General features: G+C 73.6%; 16 protein-coding genes. 6 read left to right on the top strand and 10 right to left on the bottom strand.

From position 1 onward, the window contains the following. Positions 1 to 49: 49 nt before the first annotated feature. The 7 genes from OG338_RS07425 to OG338_RS07395 all read right to left on the bottom strand — a co-directional run bounded on the left by OG338_RS07425 (position 50) and on the right by OG338_RS07395 (position 6,453). Positions 50 to 943, bottom strand: a complete 894-nt coding sequence (locus OG338_RS07425; protein ID WP_405936562.1) for an alpha/beta fold hydrolase — start codon at positions 941 to 943, stop codon at positions 50 to 52. Next, a complete protein-coding gene (locus OG338_RS07420) occupies positions 940 to 2,052 on the bottom strand; it encodes a branched-chain amino acid ABC transporter permease (RefSeq protein ID WP_405936561.1) in 1,113 nt (370 codons plus the stop codon). Before OG338_RS07420 ends, OG338_RS07425 begins: the two co-directional genes overlap by 4 nt. Continuing rightward, a complete protein-coding gene (locus tag OG338_RS07415; RefSeq protein ID WP_405936560.1) occupies positions 2,049 to 2,936 on the bottom strand; it encodes a branched-chain amino acid ABC transporter permease in 888 nt (295 codons plus the stop codon). Before OG338_RS07415 ends, OG338_RS07420 begins: the two co-directional genes overlap by 4 nt. Further along, positions 2,936 to 3,682, bottom strand: coding sequence for an ABC transporter ATP-binding protein (locus OG338_RS07410; RefSeq protein ID WP_405936559.1), 747 nt, complete (start codon positions 3,680 to 3,682; stop codon positions 2,936 to 2,938). Before OG338_RS07410 ends, OG338_RS07415 begins: the two co-directional genes overlap by 1 nt. Beyond that, positions 3,679 to 4,467 (bottom strand): ABC transporter ATP-binding protein, encoded by a 789-nt coding sequence (locus tag OG338_RS07405; RefSeq protein ID WP_405936558.1) that lies wholly within the window; start codon positions 4,465 to 4,467, stop codon positions 3,679 to 3,681. The genes OG338_RS07410 and OG338_RS07405 overlap by 4 nt, the downstream gene beginning before the upstream one ends. A 3-nt stretch (positions 4,468 to 4,470) precedes the next feature. Further along, positions 4,471 to 5,718, bottom strand: coding sequence for a substrate-binding domain-containing protein (locus tag OG338_RS07400; RefSeq protein ID WP_405936557.1), 1,248 nt, complete (start codon positions 5,716 to 5,718; stop codon positions 4,471 to 4,473). A gap of 135 nt (positions 5,719 to 5,853) precedes the next feature. After that, positions 5,854 to 6,453 carry a TetR family transcriptional regulator gene (locus OG338_RS07395; RefSeq protein WP_405936556.1) on the bottom strand — a complete coding sequence of 200 codons (600 nt, stop codon included), beginning with the start codon at positions 6,451 to 6,453 and terminating at the stop codon, positions 5,854 to 5,856. 176 nt (positions 6,454 to 6,629) lie between these two features. Here OG338_RS07395 and OG338_RS07390 point away from each other — a divergent pair, with 176 nt between their 5' ends. The 6 genes from OG338_RS07390 (at position 6,630) to OG338_RS07365 (ending at position 12,504) form a co-directional block, all read left to right on the top strand. Next, on the top strand, positions 6,630 to 7,961 hold the full coding sequence (locus OG338_RS07390; RefSeq protein ID WP_405936555.1) for a glycosyltransferase family 4 protein: 1,332 nt from the start codon (positions 6,630 to 6,632) through the stop codon (positions 7,959 to 7,961). A gap of 69 nt (positions 7,962 to 8,030) precedes the next feature. Next, positions 8,031 to 8,780, top strand: a complete 750-nt coding sequence (locus tag OG338_RS07385) for a methyltransferase domain-containing protein (RefSeq protein WP_405936554.1) — start codon at positions 8,031 to 8,033, stop codon at positions 8,778 to 8,780. Beyond that, positions 8,777 to 9,850, top strand: coding sequence for a prenyltransferase (locus OG338_RS07380; protein WP_405936553.1), 1,074 nt, complete (start codon positions 8,777 to 8,779; stop codon positions 9,848 to 9,850). Before OG338_RS07385 ends, OG338_RS07380 begins: the two co-directional genes overlap by 4 nt. A 156-nt stretch (positions 9,851 to 10,006) precedes the next feature. Further along, entirely contained in the window at positions 10,007 to 10,561 is a 555-nt protein-coding gene (locus OG338_RS07375; RefSeq protein ID WP_405936552.1) for a hypothetical protein, read from the top strand. Positions 10,562 to 10,600: 39 nt separating this feature from the next. After that, entirely contained in the window at positions 10,601 to 11,377 is a 777-nt protein-coding gene (locus OG338_RS07370; RefSeq protein ID WP_405936551.1) for a maleylpyruvate isomerase family mycothiol-dependent enzyme, read from the top strand. A gap of 92 nt (positions 11,378 to 11,469) precedes the next feature. Next, positions 11,470 to 12,504: a PHP domain-containing protein gene (locus tag OG338_RS07365; protein ID WP_405936550.1), complete on the top strand. Its 1,035-nt coding sequence runs from the start codon at positions 11,470 to 11,472 to the stop codon at positions 12,502 to 12,504. A gap of 75 nt (positions 12,505 to 12,579) precedes the next feature. On the opposite strand, the gene OG338_RS07360 is transcribed toward OG338_RS07365, so the two are convergent. The 3 genes from OG338_RS07360 to OG338_RS07350 form a co-directional block, all read right to left on the bottom strand. Continuing rightward, positions 12,580 to 13,353 (bottom strand): hypothetical protein, encoded by a 774-nt coding sequence (locus OG338_RS07360; RefSeq protein WP_405936549.1) that lies wholly within the window; start codon positions 13,351 to 13,353, stop codon positions 12,580 to 12,582. A 223-nt stretch (positions 13,354 to 13,576) separates the two neighbouring features. Beyond that, complete coding sequence (locus OG338_RS07355) at positions 13,577 to 14,512, bottom strand: N-acetylmuramoyl-L-alanine amidase (protein WP_405936548.1); 936 nt, start codon at positions 14,510 to 14,512, stop codon at positions 13,577 to 13,579. A gap of 83 nt (positions 14,513 to 14,595) precedes the next feature. Then, on the bottom strand, positions 14,596 to 15,240 hold the full coding sequence (locus OG338_RS07350; protein ID WP_405936547.1) for a class I SAM-dependent methyltransferase: 645 nt from the start codon (positions 15,238 to 15,240) through the stop codon (positions 14,596 to 14,598). Positions 15,241 to 15,317: the final 77 nt, after the last annotated feature.

Genomic DNA, 15,317 nt, shown 5'->3' with positions numbered 1-15,317 from the left:
ACGACGAACGGGGCCCGGCACACCCGCCGGGCCCCGTTCGTACGGCCTCTCAGCCGCGCGCCAGCGCCACCAGCCGGTCCGCGATCTCCCGGCCGCCCCGGTCGCCCGTCAGGACGGTGTAGTGGTTCACGTCCTTCACCGCGACCGGCTCCACCCGGGTCCCGTCCAGACCGGCGGCGGCGAGCCGGCCCTCGTCGTACAGGCCCTGCTCCTCGTCCATCAGACCGCGCGCGGCCCACAGCAGCGTCGCGTCGGCGGGCAGCCTCCGCACCGCCGACAGGACCTCCTCGTCGAACAGGCCGACCCCGTCCGTGCGGATCGCCTCGATCCGGCAGGACGAGCGCAGCTCCGGTTCCTCGCCGGTCAGATCGCGCTGGATGTACGCGTCCACCTCGTCCGACCACGCCCCGGCGAACGCCGGATGCGCCTGCCAGAACGCCCGGTAGGCGGCCCGGTCCGGGAAGGTCATCGACAGCCGGTCCATCGCCGGGCCGATCACCGCCGTCATCAGCTCGTCCGGCGTCAGGTGCGTCGGCGCCGGGAAGCCGACGCCGCCGTCCACGAGCAGCAGCGGCCCGAAGCGGTCCGGGTGGCGCACCGCCGCGAGGGCCGCCACGAACGCGCCCATCGAGTGGCCCGCGAGCACCACCCGGTCCCGGCCCAGGGCCTCGGTCAGGGCGGCGATGTCGTCGGTGTGCGCGGCGATCCCGTACGGGCCCGGCAGCCGAGCGCTCCCGGCCCGGCCGCGCAGATCGGGCGCGACCAGGGTGACCTGGCCGTCCAGCAGCCGGGCCACCGCCGCCCAGGACAGCGCGTTGGAGGTGATCCCGTGCAGGGCCACCACCACCGGGGCCCCGGGGTCGGCGGCCGGCCAGCGCAGGGCCGCCAGGGAGCCCCCGCGCACGGGGACCTCGATCTCTTCGTACTCCGCGAGCGGGCTCAACTGACTCCGGTCTCCTTACGGTTCGAGGCTGCCCTCAGCCGGGACGGCAGCCGGGCCAGGCCGCCGGGCAGCAGATGTACCACGGCCACGAACAGCACGCCCAGCAGGAACAACGGCTGCGACAGCGGTACGCGCAGCACCGCCGGCAGATCCGCGACCGCGCCCGACCCGGCGAGATCGCCCAGCCGGTGGTCGGCCCAGGTGTAGAGGATGCCGCCGACCATCGGGCCCCACCGGGTGCCCGAGCCGCCGAGCACCACCATCACCAGCAGCGACAGCGTGAAGTCCGATGTGGTCGTCTGCGGGGTCGAGCCGCCCGTCAGCAGCAGGTGCACGATCCCGCCGAGAGCCGCGAGTCCGCCCGCGACCACGAAGGCCGTCAGCTTGAACCCGTACGGCTTCAGGCCCAGCACCTCCACCCGGCGCTCGTTCTCCTTGATGCCCTCCCAGACCCGGCCGGTGGGCGAGCGGACCGCCCAGTGGACGACGCCCAGGGTCAGCACCAGGTAGGCCAGCGCGATCCAGTACAGATTCGCGGTGTTGTCGATGCCGACCAGCGAGGACGGCAGCAGGTCGGACGGGGCCGCCCGGCCCTCCTCGCCGCCGGTGACCCCGCCCGGGTTGCGGGAGACCAGGATCGAGCCCGCCTGGGCGAAGGCCAGGGTCACCATGGAGAAGCCGATCCCGGTCACCCGCAGGCTCACCGACCCCAGGGCCAGGGCGAGCGCGATCCCGAAGAGCAGCCCGAGGACCGTGGCGAGCGCGAACGGCAGGCCCGCCTCAAGGAGGAACAGATTGGTGGCGTAGCTGCCCGCCGCGAAGTACAGGGCGTGCCCGAAGGAGAGCAGCCCGGTGCGTCCGAGGAGCAGGTCGTAGCCGGTGGCCAGGGCGCCGAACAGCAGGCAGGTCGCCAGGAGTTGCAGGCTCCCCGCCGAGCCCAGCGGCCCGTCGAGCAGCCCCGGCACCGGCACCGCGCTGAACGGGGCGACGGCCAGGACGAGCAGGACGGCGGCGGGCCACCACCGCAGCGGCCGGAAGCGTCCGGCGGGGGCCGGTCCGGCGGCGGTGCGCCCGGCGGTGCGGTCGGGTGTGTCGGTGGCGGTGCTCACGCGAGCCTCCCCGTCAGTCCGCGCGGCCGGATCAGCAGCAGCACGGCGAGCAGGACGACGACCGCCAGGTCGCCGAGCCCCGCTGCGGTGTAGTAGTTGGCGAACTGCTGGACCAGGCCGATGACGACGGACGCCACGGCGGCGCCGGTCACCGAGCCCATGCCGCCGGTGACCACGACGACGAACGCGAAGATCAGCAGCGAGGTCCCCTGGCGCGGGTCGACCGAGCCGAAGTACAGCCCGCCGAGCGCACCGCCCAGCGCCGCCGCGCAGCCGCCGATCGCGAAGACCAGCGTGAACGCCCTGCGGACGTCGATGCCGAGCGCGGTGACCATGGCCCGGTCCTCGACCCCGGCCCGGACGACCAGGCCGTGCCGGGTCCGGCCGAGGAACAGCCGCAGCGCCACCAGCACCACGACCGCCGCGCCCACCAGGACCAGCCGGTTGACCGGGACCTGCGCGCCCAGCAGCCCGAAGGTCCCGGACAGCGCCTCGGGCCCCGGGAACGGATGGGCGTCCGAGCCCCAGACGCCGGAGAGCAGCGCGGGCACCGCGGGCCCCACCCCGACCGTGGCGAGCACCTGCTCGCGCGGCCGGGTGTAGAGCGGGCGGACGACCGCGAGTTCGAGGAGCACGGCGGCGGCGGTGCCCACCGCCGTACCGAACAGGACCGCGAGGACGAAGCCGGCGCCGCCGGGGCCCGCGCCGGGGAGATTCCCGGACGCGGCCCACCAGGTGCCGTACGCGCCGATGGACAGCAGCGCCCCGTGCGCGAAGTTGAGCACGTCCATCAGGCCGAAGATCAGCGAGAGTCCGGACGCGACGAGGAAGTAGAGGGCCCCCAGACCGAGTCCGGTCATGGTGAGCAGGACGAGGGTGGACATCAGGAATCCGCCTTCACGGAAGGGTGTGCGGGGAGCGGGCCGTGGCCCACACCGAGCAGCGTGCGGGCCGCCTCCGCGTCGCCCAGCAGCTCGGCGGCCGGGCCCCGGTGGGCGGTGCGGCCGTCGGCGAGGACCACGCAGTGCCCGGCCAGCCGGCGCACCACGGCGAGGTTCTGCTCGACCAGGAGCACCGGCACCGCCTCGGCGGCCCGTTCCAGCACCTGGGCCACCTCGGTGACGACCTTCGGCGCCAGGCCCTTGGTCGGTTCGTCCGCGATGATCAGCCGGTTGGTGTTGAGCAGGGTGCGCCCGATGGCCACCATCTGCTGCTGACCGCCCGACAGCGTTCCGGCCAACTGCCGGGCCCGTTGCTTGAGTTCCGGGAACAGCTCGTGGACCAGGCCGTAAGCGGGCTCGCCCGCGCCGCGCCGCTCGGCAAGGCGCAGATTCTCCGCGACGGTCAGCCCGGCGAAGATGCCCCGGTCCTCGGGGGCGTAGCCGATGCCGCGCCGGACCAGCGCGTGCGTGGACAGCCCCGCGGTCTCCTCGCCGTCCAGCCGGACGCTCCCGGCGCGCGGGACGAGCCCGAGGATGCCCCGGACCGTGGTGGTCTTCCCGGCGCCGTTGCGCCCGAGGAGCGCGGTGACGCCGTGCGCGCTGACGTCGAGGTCGACGCCGTGCAGGATGTGCCGGCCGCCGATCAGGACCCGCAGGTCCCGTACGTCCAGGAGGGGTTGCTCCGTCACAGGCCCTCCCCGAGGTATGCCTGCTGCACGACCGGGTCGGCGGTGACCGCCTCCGGGGTGTCCAGGGCGAGCAGCCGGCCGTGGTGCATCACGGCGAGCCGGTCGGCGAGGCCGAGCAGGACGTCCATGTGGTGTTCGACCATGAGGACCGTGCGCCCCTCCTCGCGGTGCAGGGTGCGGATGAGTTCAGTGAGGGCGGGGACCTCCTCGGCGCTGACCCCGGCCATCGGCTCGTCGAGCAGCATCAGCCGGGGTTCGCCCACCAGCAGCACGGCGAGCTCCAGCTTCCGCTTCTCGCCGTGCGACAGCTCGCCCGCCGTGGCCTTCGCCCGGTGGCCGAGGCCGGTGCGTTCCAGGACGCCGGTCACTTCGGCGGTGTACGGGTCGGCGCGCCGCCACAGCCGGTACGAGCCGCCCCGGGCGGCCTGCGCGGCGAGCCGGACGTGGTCGGCGACGGTCATCGCGGGCCACAGGCTGGAGGTCTGGAAGGTCCGGCCGACGCCGCGCCGGGCCCGGACGTGCGCGGGCCGGTCCGTCATCTCGGCGCCGTCCAGCTCGATCCGGCCGGCGGTCGGCAGGTTCAGCCCGCTGATCAGGTTGAACAGGGAGGTCTTGCCCGCCCCGTTGGGCCCGATGAAGGCCAGGAACTCGCCCTCGCGGACGCTCAGTGAGACGTCCTGGACGATGGTGGCGCCGCCGACGCTCCAGCCGAGTCCGTCCAGCCGGAGCACGGGCGTCTCCCGGTCCGCCGGGCTCGCCTGCCCGAGGGTGTGGGGTGCGGTCACGGTTCAGCCCGCCGCGGGCTTCACGGGCGGCGCGACGGCGTCCAGCTGCTCGGTGTCCAGCAGCTTCGGCTCGGCGGTCTTGCCCTTGCCCTCCAGCTTGGCCACGAACATCGGCTGGAGCAGCGCGTGGTCCTCGCCGCGCACCCGGGTCTGTCCCTTGACCCCGTCGAAGCTCCAGCCCTCCAGGGCCTTCACCATCGCGGCGGTGTCGGTGGCGCCGCCCTCCTCGATGGCGTGCACGATCATCTGGGCGGCCGTGAAGCCGTCCGGCGTGAACAGGTCGGGCTTGCCGCCGTCCTTCTTCACCGCGTCCAGCATCGCCTTCTCCACGGCGTTGTTCCCGCCCGCGCCCGGGAAGTAGTGCGCCAGGAACGACACCTTGGCCCCGGCCGCGCCGAAGATCGGGTAGGAGGCGGTGCCGGCCAGGCCGGTGACGACCTTGCTCGCGCCGAGCACGCCCTGCTGGTCGAGCGCGGTCCACAGCGCCGGTGCGGTGGAGCCGGCCCAGGCGACGAAGACCAGGTCCGGGCCGCCCGCCTTGACCTGCCGGGCGAACGGCGTCAGGTCCGTGGCGCTGGGCGGCGCCAGCACCGAGCCCACCTTCGCGCCCTTCTCACCGAGCACCGCCTTGACGGCGGCCACGTTGGCCTGGCCGAAGGTGGAGTCCTGGGCGAGCACCGTGACCTTCTTGCCCTTGGCGTCGCCGAGCATCGTGCCCGCCGTCAGGATGTCCTGGTAGGACTGGCGGCCGGAGCGGAAGGTGTAGTCGTTGATCCCGGTCACCGCGTCGGTGGCGGCCGGTCCGCTGACGTACAGCACCTTGTTCTGCGCGGCGAGCGGGGCCATCTGGAGGGCGACGCCGGAGTCGGTGGTGCCGGCCAGCACCTTGTAGCCCTTGCCGATGAGGTTCTTCGCGGCGGAGACCGCCTTGCCCGGGTCGCCCGCGTCGTCCTGCTCGGTGACCTCGATGGGATGTCCGGCGGCCTTGCGGGTGCCCTTGGTGGCGTAGTCGAGCCCGGCCATGAAGCCGTCGCGGTACTGCTTGCCGTAGTCGGCGAGGAGCCCGGTCCTGGAGTACACCAGGCCGACCTTGACGGCGGCGTCGTCGGCGGACTTCGCGGAGTCGGACCCGCCCGCCGTCCCGGCGGCGGTGCAGCCCGTCAGCAGCAGGCCGGCTGCGGCCAGGACGGCGGTGGTACGGATGTCACTGAGGGATCTGCGGGCTCTGCTGGCGGTACGGCTGCGGGGCATGGTGACCGGCTCCTCGGCGTGTTCCTGTGATGTCGCCGAACCGTATGAACACCGCGCCGCCGTCGATATGGTGCAGGGCACCCCACCTCGCCCCCGAGGCGTGTGGGCGCCGCACATGGCAGCCGGGCGCGCCCGTCAGGGCGCCGCCGGGCCGACCAGCCGGCACACCGTCTCGATGTCCGTGCGCACCTGCGCGATCGACGCCCGGCCGGCCAGCCAGCAGATCAGCGCGGAGTGCCAGGTGTACTCGATCACCCGCACGGCGGAGAGCTGCCCCGGCGTCGGGTGGCCGGTGCCCATCGCGTCCAGGATGATCGCCGTCGTGAGCCGTGAGACCGCGTCGGCCTCGCTGCTCGCGCTCCGGTCCGCGAAGGTCAGGGCGCGCACCATGGCGTCGGCCAGCTGCGGTTCGCGCTGCATCGCGCGGAACGCCCGCAGCAGGGTCCCGGCGACCCGGGCCGCCGCGTCGTCCCCGGCCGGGGGGTGTTCGCGGAGGGCGGTGCGCAGCAGCTGGAGGCGGTCGCGCAGGGTGGCGACGAGGAGGTGGATCTTGGACGGGAAGTACCGGTACAGGGTGCCGAGGGCGACCTCGGCCGCCTCCGCCACCTCGCGCATCTGGACGGCCTCGAAGCCGCCCTGTCCGGCCAGCTCGGCGGTGGCCCGCAGGATGCGGCGGCGGCGGGCCTCCTGGCGTTCCGTCAGGGGCGGCGTCGCCGGTCTGGCTTCCGCTGTCATGTGTCCCGTCCCGTGGCCAGGGTGTGTGCCGTGGCGTGAATCACCTGATCCGGCCGTTGCACCGACGCTACCGCCCGGTAGATTCGTAGCTCATTGAACTACTCAGTCTGAAACTTGTTCTAGATTAGCGCCGCCGGTTACGCTCCGGCGAACACGCAGTGAGAAGGGGGCCGAGTGTGACCGCTGAGGCCGTTGAATCGGGCCCCCGTACGGGCGTCGCCGCACCGGGCACGGGTCCCGGCGACGGACCCCTGCGCATCGCGCTCCTCACCTACAAGGGCAACCCCTTCTGCGGCGGCCAGGGCGTCTACGTACGGCACCTCGCCCGCGAACTCGCCCGCCTCGGCCACCACGTCGAGGTCATCGGCGCCCAGCCCTACCCGGTCCTCGACGAGGGCGTCCCGCTCACCGAACTGCCCAGCCTCGACCTGTACCGGCAGCCCGACCCGTTCCGCACCCCGAGCCGCGGCGAGTACCGGGACTGGATCGACGCCGCCGAGGTCGCCACCATGTGGACCGGCGGCTTCCCCGAACCGCTCACCTTCAGCCTCCGGGCCCGGCGCCATCTCGCCGCCCGGCGCGGCGAGTTCGACGTCGTCCACGACAACCAGACCCTCGGCTACGGGCTCCTCGCCGACCTCGGCGCGCCCCTGGTCACCACGATCCACCACCCCATCACCGTCGACCGGCAGCTCGACCTGGACGCCGCGACGAGCCGGCGCCGCCGGGCCTCCGTGCGCCGCTGGTACGGATTCACCCGCATGCAGAAGCGGGTCGCGCGCCGGCTGCCGTCCGTGCTCACCGTCTCCGGCTCCTCCAAGCAGGAGATCGTGGACCACCTCGGGGTCGACCCGCGCCGCATCCGGGTCGTCCACATCGGCGCCGACACCGATCTGTGGTCGCCCGACCCCTCGGTCCCCGAGGTCCCCGGCCGCATCGTCACCACGTCCAGCGCCGACGTCCCGCTCAAGGGCCTCGTCCACCTCGTGGAAGCCCTGGCCAAGCTCCGTACCGGCAACCCCGCCGCCCATCTCGTCGTCGTCGGCAGGCGCGCCGAGGACGGGCCGGTCGCCCGGGCCATCGAGCGGCACGGCCTCGCGGACGCCGTCGAGTTCGTCAAGGGCATCAGCGACACCGAGCTGGTCGACCTGGTGCGCGGCGCGCAGATCGCCTGCGTCCCCTCGCTGTACGAGGGCTTCTCGCTGCCCGCCGCCGAGGCCATGGCCACCGGCACCCCGCTCGTCGCGACCACCGGCGGCGCCATCCCGGAGGTCGCCGGACCCGACGGGGAGACCTGCCTCGCGGTCCCGCCCGGCGACCCGGGGGCCCTCGCCGACGCGCTCGGCCGGCTGCTCGGCGACGCGGAGCTGCGCACCCGGCTCGGGGCCGCAGGACGTGAACGGGTGCTCGCCCGGTTCACCTGGAAGCAGGCCGCCATCGGCACCGCCGAGCTCTACCGGCAGGCCATCGCCGCCCGCGCCGCCACCGGCCCCGGCGGCCGGCGGTGACCCCGGACCTTCCGCCGGGCCCCTGACCCCGTTCCCCCGACCCACCCCCGACCGCGAAAGCAGGCACTCGTGCTGACCGTGGACTTCACCCGCTTCCCGCTCGCCGCCGGCGACCGCGTGCTCGACCTGGGGTGCGGCGCCGGACGCCACGCCTTCGAGTGCTACCGGCGTGGTGCCCAGGTGGTGGCCCTCGACCGGAACGGCGAGGAGATCCGCGAGGTCGCGAAGTGGTTCGCCGCGATGAAGGAGGCCGGGGAGGCCCCCGAGGGCGCCACCGCCACCGCGATGGAGGGCGACGCGCTCAATCTGCCGTTCCCCGACGAGTCCTTCGACGTCGTGATCATCTCCGAGGTCATGGAGCACATCCCCGACGACAAGGGCGTCCTCGCCGAGATGGTCCGCGTGCTGCGGCCCGGCGGCCGGATCGCCGTGACCGTCCCGCGCTACGGCCCCGAAAAGGTCTGCTGGGCGCTCTCCGACGCGTACCACGAGGTCGAGGGCGGCCACATCCGCATCTACAAGGCCGACGAACTGCTCGGCAGGATGCGCGGCGCCGGCCTCAAGCCGTACGGCACCCATCACGCGCACGCGCTGCACTCCCCGTACTGGTGGCTCAAGTGCGCGTTCGGTGTCGACAACGACAAGGCGCTGCCGGTGAAGGCGTACCACAAGCTCCTGGTCTGGGACATCATGAAGAAGCCGGCCCTGACCCGGGTCGCCGAACAGCTGCTCAACCCGGTCGTCGGCAAGAGCTTCGTGGCGTACGCGACCAAGCCGCACCTGCCCGTCGCCGCAGCGGCCGCCGAGGCCGAGGCGTGAGCCTTCCCGAGCGGACCGAACACCTCGTCCTGCCCGGAGTCCTCACCGCCGCGCAGGCCGCCGAGACCGTCGCCGCGCTGCGCGCCGTGCAGCGCCCGGACGGCGCCATCCCGTGGTTCCGCGGCCACCACCTCGACCCGTGGGACCACACCGAGGCCGCCATGGCCCTGGACGCGGCCGGCGAGCACGCGGCCGCGGAACGCGCGTACGAGTGGCTGGCCCGCCACCAGCACGCCGACGGCTCCTGGTACGCCGCCTACCACGACGGCGACGCCGGGCAGCCGACCGACCGCGGCCGGGAGACCAACTTCTGCGCCTATGTGGCCGTCGGCGTCTGGCACCACTACCTCGCCACCGGCGACGACGCCTTCGTGGACCGGATGTGGCCCACGGTCCACGCGGCCGTCGAATTCGTCCTGCGCCTCCAGCAGCCCGGCGGCCAGATCGGCTGGAAGCGGGAGGACGACGGCACACCGGTCACTGACGCGCTGCTCACCGGCTCCTCCTCGGTCCACCAGGCCCTGCGCTGCGCGCTCGCCATCGCCGAACGCCGCGAGGAGCCGCAGCCCGACTGGGAGCTGGCGACCGGGGCCCTGGGGCACGCGATCCGCAGCCACCCGGAGCGCTTCCTCGACAAGAGCCGGTATTCGATGGACTGGTACTACCCGGTCCTCGGCGGCGCCGTCACCGGCGCGGCGGCCAAGGAGCGCATCGAGGAGGGCTGGGACCGCTTCGTCGTCCCCGGCCTCGGGGTGCGCTGTGTGCTGCCCAACCCGTGGGTGACCGGCGGCGAGAGCTGCGAACTGGCCCTCGCCCTGTGGGTGATGGGCGAGTCCGACCGCGCGCTCGGCATCCTCCAGTCGGTCCAGCACCTGCGCGCCGAGGGCGGCATGTACTGGACGGGTTACGTCTTCGAGGGCAACCGCGCCTTCTGGCCCGAGGAGCACACCTCCTGGACGGCCGGTTCGCTGCTGCTGGCGGTGGCCGCGCTCGGCGGCGACGAGGCGACCACCGCCGTGTTCGGCGGGGACCGGCTCCCGACGGGGCTGGAGCCGGACTGCTGCGGCTGACCGGCTGACGGGGTTGCGTCAGCGCCGGACGCGGCCGAAACGCGGTGGCCGAACCCTTACGGCCGCGCAGCGGTGGCGGGTTGGCCCGTACGCGGCCAGCCTGGCGGGGAGTGCCGGGGCCCCGGCATCCGCTCCGCCCGGCCAGGGAGGCCCGCCGTGCTCCGACCCGTACCGCTCCGCCGCCTGCTCCTCGCGCTGCTGCTGGCCTGCGCCGTGCCGGCGGGCACCACCGCGTGCGGGAGCGGCGACGGGGACGGTGGTACGGGCAGTTCGGCGTCGCCCACCGGCACCTCGTCGGCCGAGGCGCAGAAGTGGGCCAAGACCAGGTTCGCCGCCAACGCGGGGCTCGCCGCGGGCGCCACGTACCAGTGGGTCGTGAAGCCGTACCGGGCCGGGAAGTTCAAGAAGGGCGCCGACAGACGCACCTTCGCCCTGGTCAAGGCCGGGCTCGCGGGCGGCTTCGCCTACAACCGGCTGAAGGCCGCCACGGAGAATGCCAAGGGCGACCCGCTGCTGTCCAAGGCCGTCGCCCCGCTCACCGCGGGCATCGCCTCGCTCAAGGGCCTCGGCACCAAGCTCCGCAAGGGCGAGGCGGGAGCGGGCGACATCGGCCTGTTCGAGGACGTCATCAGCGGCATCAAGGACGCCGGGAAGAGCGCGGGCGCCGAGGTGAAGGACAAGGTCCCGTCCACCTCGCAGCTCGGCGGATAACCCCATGTGAATCGGGGCCGGCCGCTCTAGGGTGCGATCATGAGACTTCTGGCGCACGGGCGCTACTGCGATGAAATCGTGCGGCTCACGGGGGAGATGAGGGCGATCCTGCGCGGCGCCGACCTCGGCGCGACCGTGCCGACCTGCCCCGACTGGACCCTGCGCGAACTGGCCGAGCACGTCGGCCGCGCGCACCGCTGGGTCGGCGAGATCGTCCGCACCCGGTCCGGCGAGGCGATCCCGGCCGAGAAGGTGCCGGACAACAGCCCCGGGAGCGACGACCCCGCCGCGCTCGACGCCTGGCTCGCCGAGGGAGCCGCCGGCACCGCGGACGCGCTGCGGGAGGCCGGGCCGGACGCCGAGGTGTGGTCCTGGGCCTGGGACGGCAGCGCGGGCTTCTGGGCCCGCCGCATGGCCATCGAGACCGTCGTCCACCTCGCCGACGCGGCCCTCGCCGCACAGGTCCCGTACACGATGGCGCCCGAGCTGGCCGCCGACACCATCGAGGAGTGGCTGGAGATCGTGAGCTTCGCGCAGACCGACGGCGACCGCGAGGTCGCCCAGCTGCGCGGGGCCGAGCGCTCGCTCCACCTGCACGCCACCGACGCGCCCGACGCCGAGTGGCTGATCGAGATCGGCTCGGACGGGTTCACCTGGCGCCGGGCACACGCCAAGGCGACCGTGGCGCTGCGCGGGCCGCTCACCGACGTCATGCTCGTCTTCAACCGTCGGCTCGACCCCGGCAGCGACCGGGTCGAGGTGCTGGGCGACGCCGCGCTGCTGGACTTCTGGCTGGAGCGCACCTCCTTCGGCTGAGTGGGGCGCGCCCGGCCGGTGTGCGGGGCCGGGCGGGCTGGGCCAAGCTGGACGGGCGGCCGCCGGCCGTCCCGTCCCGCGAGGAGGCGCCGATGGAACCCGTCCGGGCCCTGGAGCGGATCGCCTTCCTGCTGGAGCGCGGCAGGGCGGACACCTACCGCGTCCAGGCGTTCCGCACCGCCGCGCGCACCGTCGCCGCGATGGACGACGGCGAGGCGGCGCGGCGCGTGTCCGACGGCTCGCTGGAACGCGTCAAGGGCATCGGCCCCCGCACCGCCCAGGTCATCCGCGAGGCGCTGGCCGGGGAGGCCCCCGGATATCTGGAGCGGCTCGAATCCGAGGGCGCCGGACCCCTCGCACCGGGCGGCGAGCACCTGCTGTCGATGCTGCGCGGCGACTGCCATACGCACTCCGACTGGTCGGACGGCGGCAGCCCCATCGCGGAGATGGGCCGCGCGGCGGCGGAACTGGGCCATGACTGGACGGTCCTCACCGACCACTCGCCCCGGCTCACCGTCGCGAACGGCCTCTCGCCGGAGCGGCTGCGCGAGCAGCTCGCCGAAGTGGCCGAACTCAACGCGCGCTGGGCGCCGTTCCGGCTGCTCACCGGCATCGAGTGCGACATCAACCTCGACGGCTCCCTCGACCAGGAGGAGGACCTGCTCGAACAGGTCGACCTGGTCGTGGTGTCCGTCCACTCCAAACTCCGCATGGACGCCGCCCCGATGACCCGCCGCATGGTCGCCGCCGTCCGCCATCCGCAGGCGGACGTCCTCGGCCACTGCACCGGCCGCCTGCTCACCGGACGGGGCCGCCCCCAGTCGTCGTTCGACGCCGACGAGGTCTTCGCCGCCTGCGCCGATGCCGGCACCGCCGTCGAGATCAACAGCCGGCCCGAACGGCTCGACCCGCCCCGCGCACTGCTGCGCCGGGCCGTGGCGGCGGGCACCCTGTTCGCCGTCGACACCGACGCGCACGCACCGGGCCAGCTCGACTGGCAGGCGTACGGCTGCGCCCGCGCCGAGGAGTGCGAGGTCCCGCCGGAGCGCGTGGTCACCACCTGGACGGCCGACGAGCTGCTGCGCTGGACCCGGGAGGGCAAGGTCCCCGCCCGCGCGGCCGGCTGAGCGCGGCCCCGGGCACGACAGCGGCCCCCCGCCCGGAAAGGGCGGGGGGCCGCTGGGACGGACCGGGCGCGGGGCTCAGCCGCGCTGGATGCCCGTGGTGTCCTGGAGGACGCCGCGACGGCCGTCCTGCGTCTGGGCGATCAGCGCCGCACCGCGCTGCTCGACCGCGAGGTACCAGGTGCCCGGCGCCAGCTCGGCGATCGGGGCCTGCGAACCGTCCTCGTTGTACAGCTGGCGGGCCACCGGCACCGCGAACCAGAACGGGGTGAAGTCACCGGAGCCGCCACCGGCCGCCGGCGCCGCCGGAGCCTTCTGCGCCTCGGGCTGACCCGGCTGCTGCGCACCGTAGGGCTGCGGCTGGCCCGGCTGCTGGCCGCCGAACGCCGGCTGCGGACCGCCCGGGTAGCCGTAGCCCTGGCCGGGCTGGCCACCGTACGGCGGCTGCACGGCCTGCGGGTTCGGGGCACCGGCGAGCGGGGCCTTGAGGGCCGGGACCAGCGGCGAGGCGACCGCGCCACCGGCGAGCGCCAGGGAGGCGATGAAGCCGAGGATCAGACCGGCGCCCGCGTCGATCTGGCCCAGGTCGATGATCGTCCAGAACATGTTCCACGCGGTGAACACCGTGGCGGCGACACCGAACTGGGCGAGGTCGAGACCGAGGACCTTGCGCGGCTGGGGCTGCGAACGGGAGAGCACGATCAGCGCTGCGCCGATCACTCCGACCATGTAGACGCCGATGCCGTTGCCCAGGGAGTCCCAGGAGTTGGGCGCGTCGATGCGGCTGCTTCCGTAGTCGACGTAGTCGAGGAACGAGGCGATGAACAGCACGACCGCTGCTCCGATCACCACGCCATCGCCTCGAGTGAGGGAGCGGATATTCACGTGAAGGTCCTTAGTCGGTCGTCTCGTCGGGGCGGTCGTCGCTGCCGCCGGATACACGGCGGGCGAGGCTTGAAGCTCGGGAACGGCTCCCCATCGTAGGGATGAATCTATCGTCTGCCCGGGCGGGTTGTGTTCCTGCCCGGTTGGTGCGGGAACATCCTCCCGAATTCATCGCAGAATCACCCCTTGACTACCCCTTGAGGTAGCTGCTGATGCCGTCCGCGATGCCCTGGGCCGCCTTCTGGCGCCAGCCCGGGCTGGTGAGCAGGGCGGCGTCCTTGGGGTCACGCATATTGCCGCATTCGATGAAGACTTTGGGCACGGTCGACAAATTCAGTCCGCCGAGATCCTTGCGGACGTCCAAACCCGTTTTGCCGCCTACGTAATTGGAAGGGGAACTTCCGGTACTGCGTACGAACAGACCGGCGATACGGGTGCCGAGATCGCGTGAAGGAGCCACGATCTTCGAGGTGTCCGCACCCCCGCCGCGTACGAGTGCGGGAAGGATCACATGGAACCCCCGGTTTCCCACGGCCGATCCGTCCGCGTGCACCGAGACCACCGCGTCCGCGTGCGCCTCGTTGCCGATACGCGCCCGCTCGTCCACGCACGGCCCGAACTCCCGGTCCCCGTCGTACGTCAGGATCACCGTGGCGCCCTGTGCCCGCAGCAGGTCCCGCAGCCGGTGCGCCACGTCGAGGGTGAACTCCGCCTCCGGGTAACCCCCGTTGGTGGCGGTCCCGGTGGTGTCGCACTCCTTGTGGCCGGTGCCGATGTCGACCTGGCGGTTGATCGCGGCGGTGTGCAGATGGTTGCGCGGGTTGTGCCCGGGGTCGATGACCACGGTCTTGCCGGACAGCGGCCCGTCCGGAGCGGACGGCGTCGTCGTGTGCGAGGAGGGCTTCACCGGGGACTTCGACGGCGACGGGACGGCCGTCGTGGGCGCCGGTGACGGCGAGGCGGATGCGGCCGGGGTGGTGGCCGCACCGCCGCCGGGCCCGGCCTGGGGCTGCTTGGTGCCGTCTCCGTCGCCGCAGCCGGCCAGGCCCAGACACAGCAGGGCAGCGGCGGAGGCGAGCCGAAGCGGGCGGCGCGGGGTGGGGGGAAGGCTCTCGTGGTGACGCACCCGGCGATGGTAGCGGCAGGCTCCCGCCCTGTCCGGGGCGTCCGCGGACCGGCCGGGAACACCCCGTAAACGGTGCTTTGCGGTCAGATGCCCCGTCCGGTGCGGCGCAGCACGCGCAGCGAGTCCGTGACGGAGACCTCCGTGAACGCGCCCGACTCCAGCGCCCGCAGATACACCCGGTACGGGGCCTGGCCGCCGTGTGCCGGGTCCGGGAACACGTCGTGGATCACCAGCAGCCCGCCCTCGGCGACCTTCGGGGCCCAGCCCTCGTAGTCGCCGTTCGCGTGCTCGTCGGTGTGGCCGCCGTCGATGAAGACGAAGCCCAGCGGGCCGCCCCAGACCGCCGCCGCCTGCGGCGAGCGCCCCACGAGCGCCACCACGTGGTCCTCCAGGCCCGCCGCGTGCAGCGTCCTGCGGAAGGTGGGCAGGGTGTCCATCCGGCCGACCTCCGGGTCCACCACGGTCGGGTCGTGGTATTCCCAGCCGGGCTGCTGCTCCTCGCTGCCCCGGTGGTGGTCGACGGTGAGCGCGGTGACGCCGGCCGCCCGCGCGGCGTCGGCGATCAGGATCGTGGAGCGCCCGCAGTAGGTGCCGACCTCCAGCAGCGGCAGGCCGAGCGCGGCGGCCTCGGCGGCCGCCGCGTACAGCGCGAGCCCCTCCACCACCGGCATGAAGCCCTTGGCGGCCTGGAATGCGGCGAGAATCTCCGGCTTGGGCTCGGCGGCCACGGTGTTCCTCCTGGTGGGACGGGTAGGGCGCCATCGTGCCGTACGCCCCCGCCGAAGGTACCGGCGGGGGCGTGAGG

Origin of the sequence: Streptomyces sp. NBC_00726 (assembly GCF_045161735.1) — a bacterium.
GTDB lineage: Bacteria > Actinomycetota > Actinomycetes > Streptomycetales > Streptomycetaceae > Streptomyces.
This window is presented reverse-complemented; position numbering and strand designations above follow the sequence as displayed.

Coding starts and splice junctions, on each gene's coding strand:
- OG338_RS07395 (WP_405936556.1), bottom strand. CDS start 6,453: ATGACAGCGGAAGCCAGACCGGCGACGCCGCCCCTGACGGAACGCCAG.
- OG338_RS07365 (WP_405936550.1), top strand. CDS start 11,470: ATGGAACCCGTCCGGGCCCTGGAGCGGATCGCCTTCCTGCTGGAGCGC.
- OG338_RS07370 (WP_405936551.1), top strand. CDS start 10,601: ATGAGACTTCTGGCGCACGGGCGCTACTGCGATGAAATCGTGCGGCTC.
- OG338_RS07415 (WP_405936560.1), bottom strand. CDS start 2,936: ATGTCCACCCTCGTCCTGCTCACCATGACCGGACTCGGTCTGGGGGCC.
- OG338_RS07400 (WP_405936557.1), bottom strand. CDS start 5,718: ATGCCCCGCAGCCGTACCGCCAGCAGAGCCCGCAGATCCCTCAGTGAC.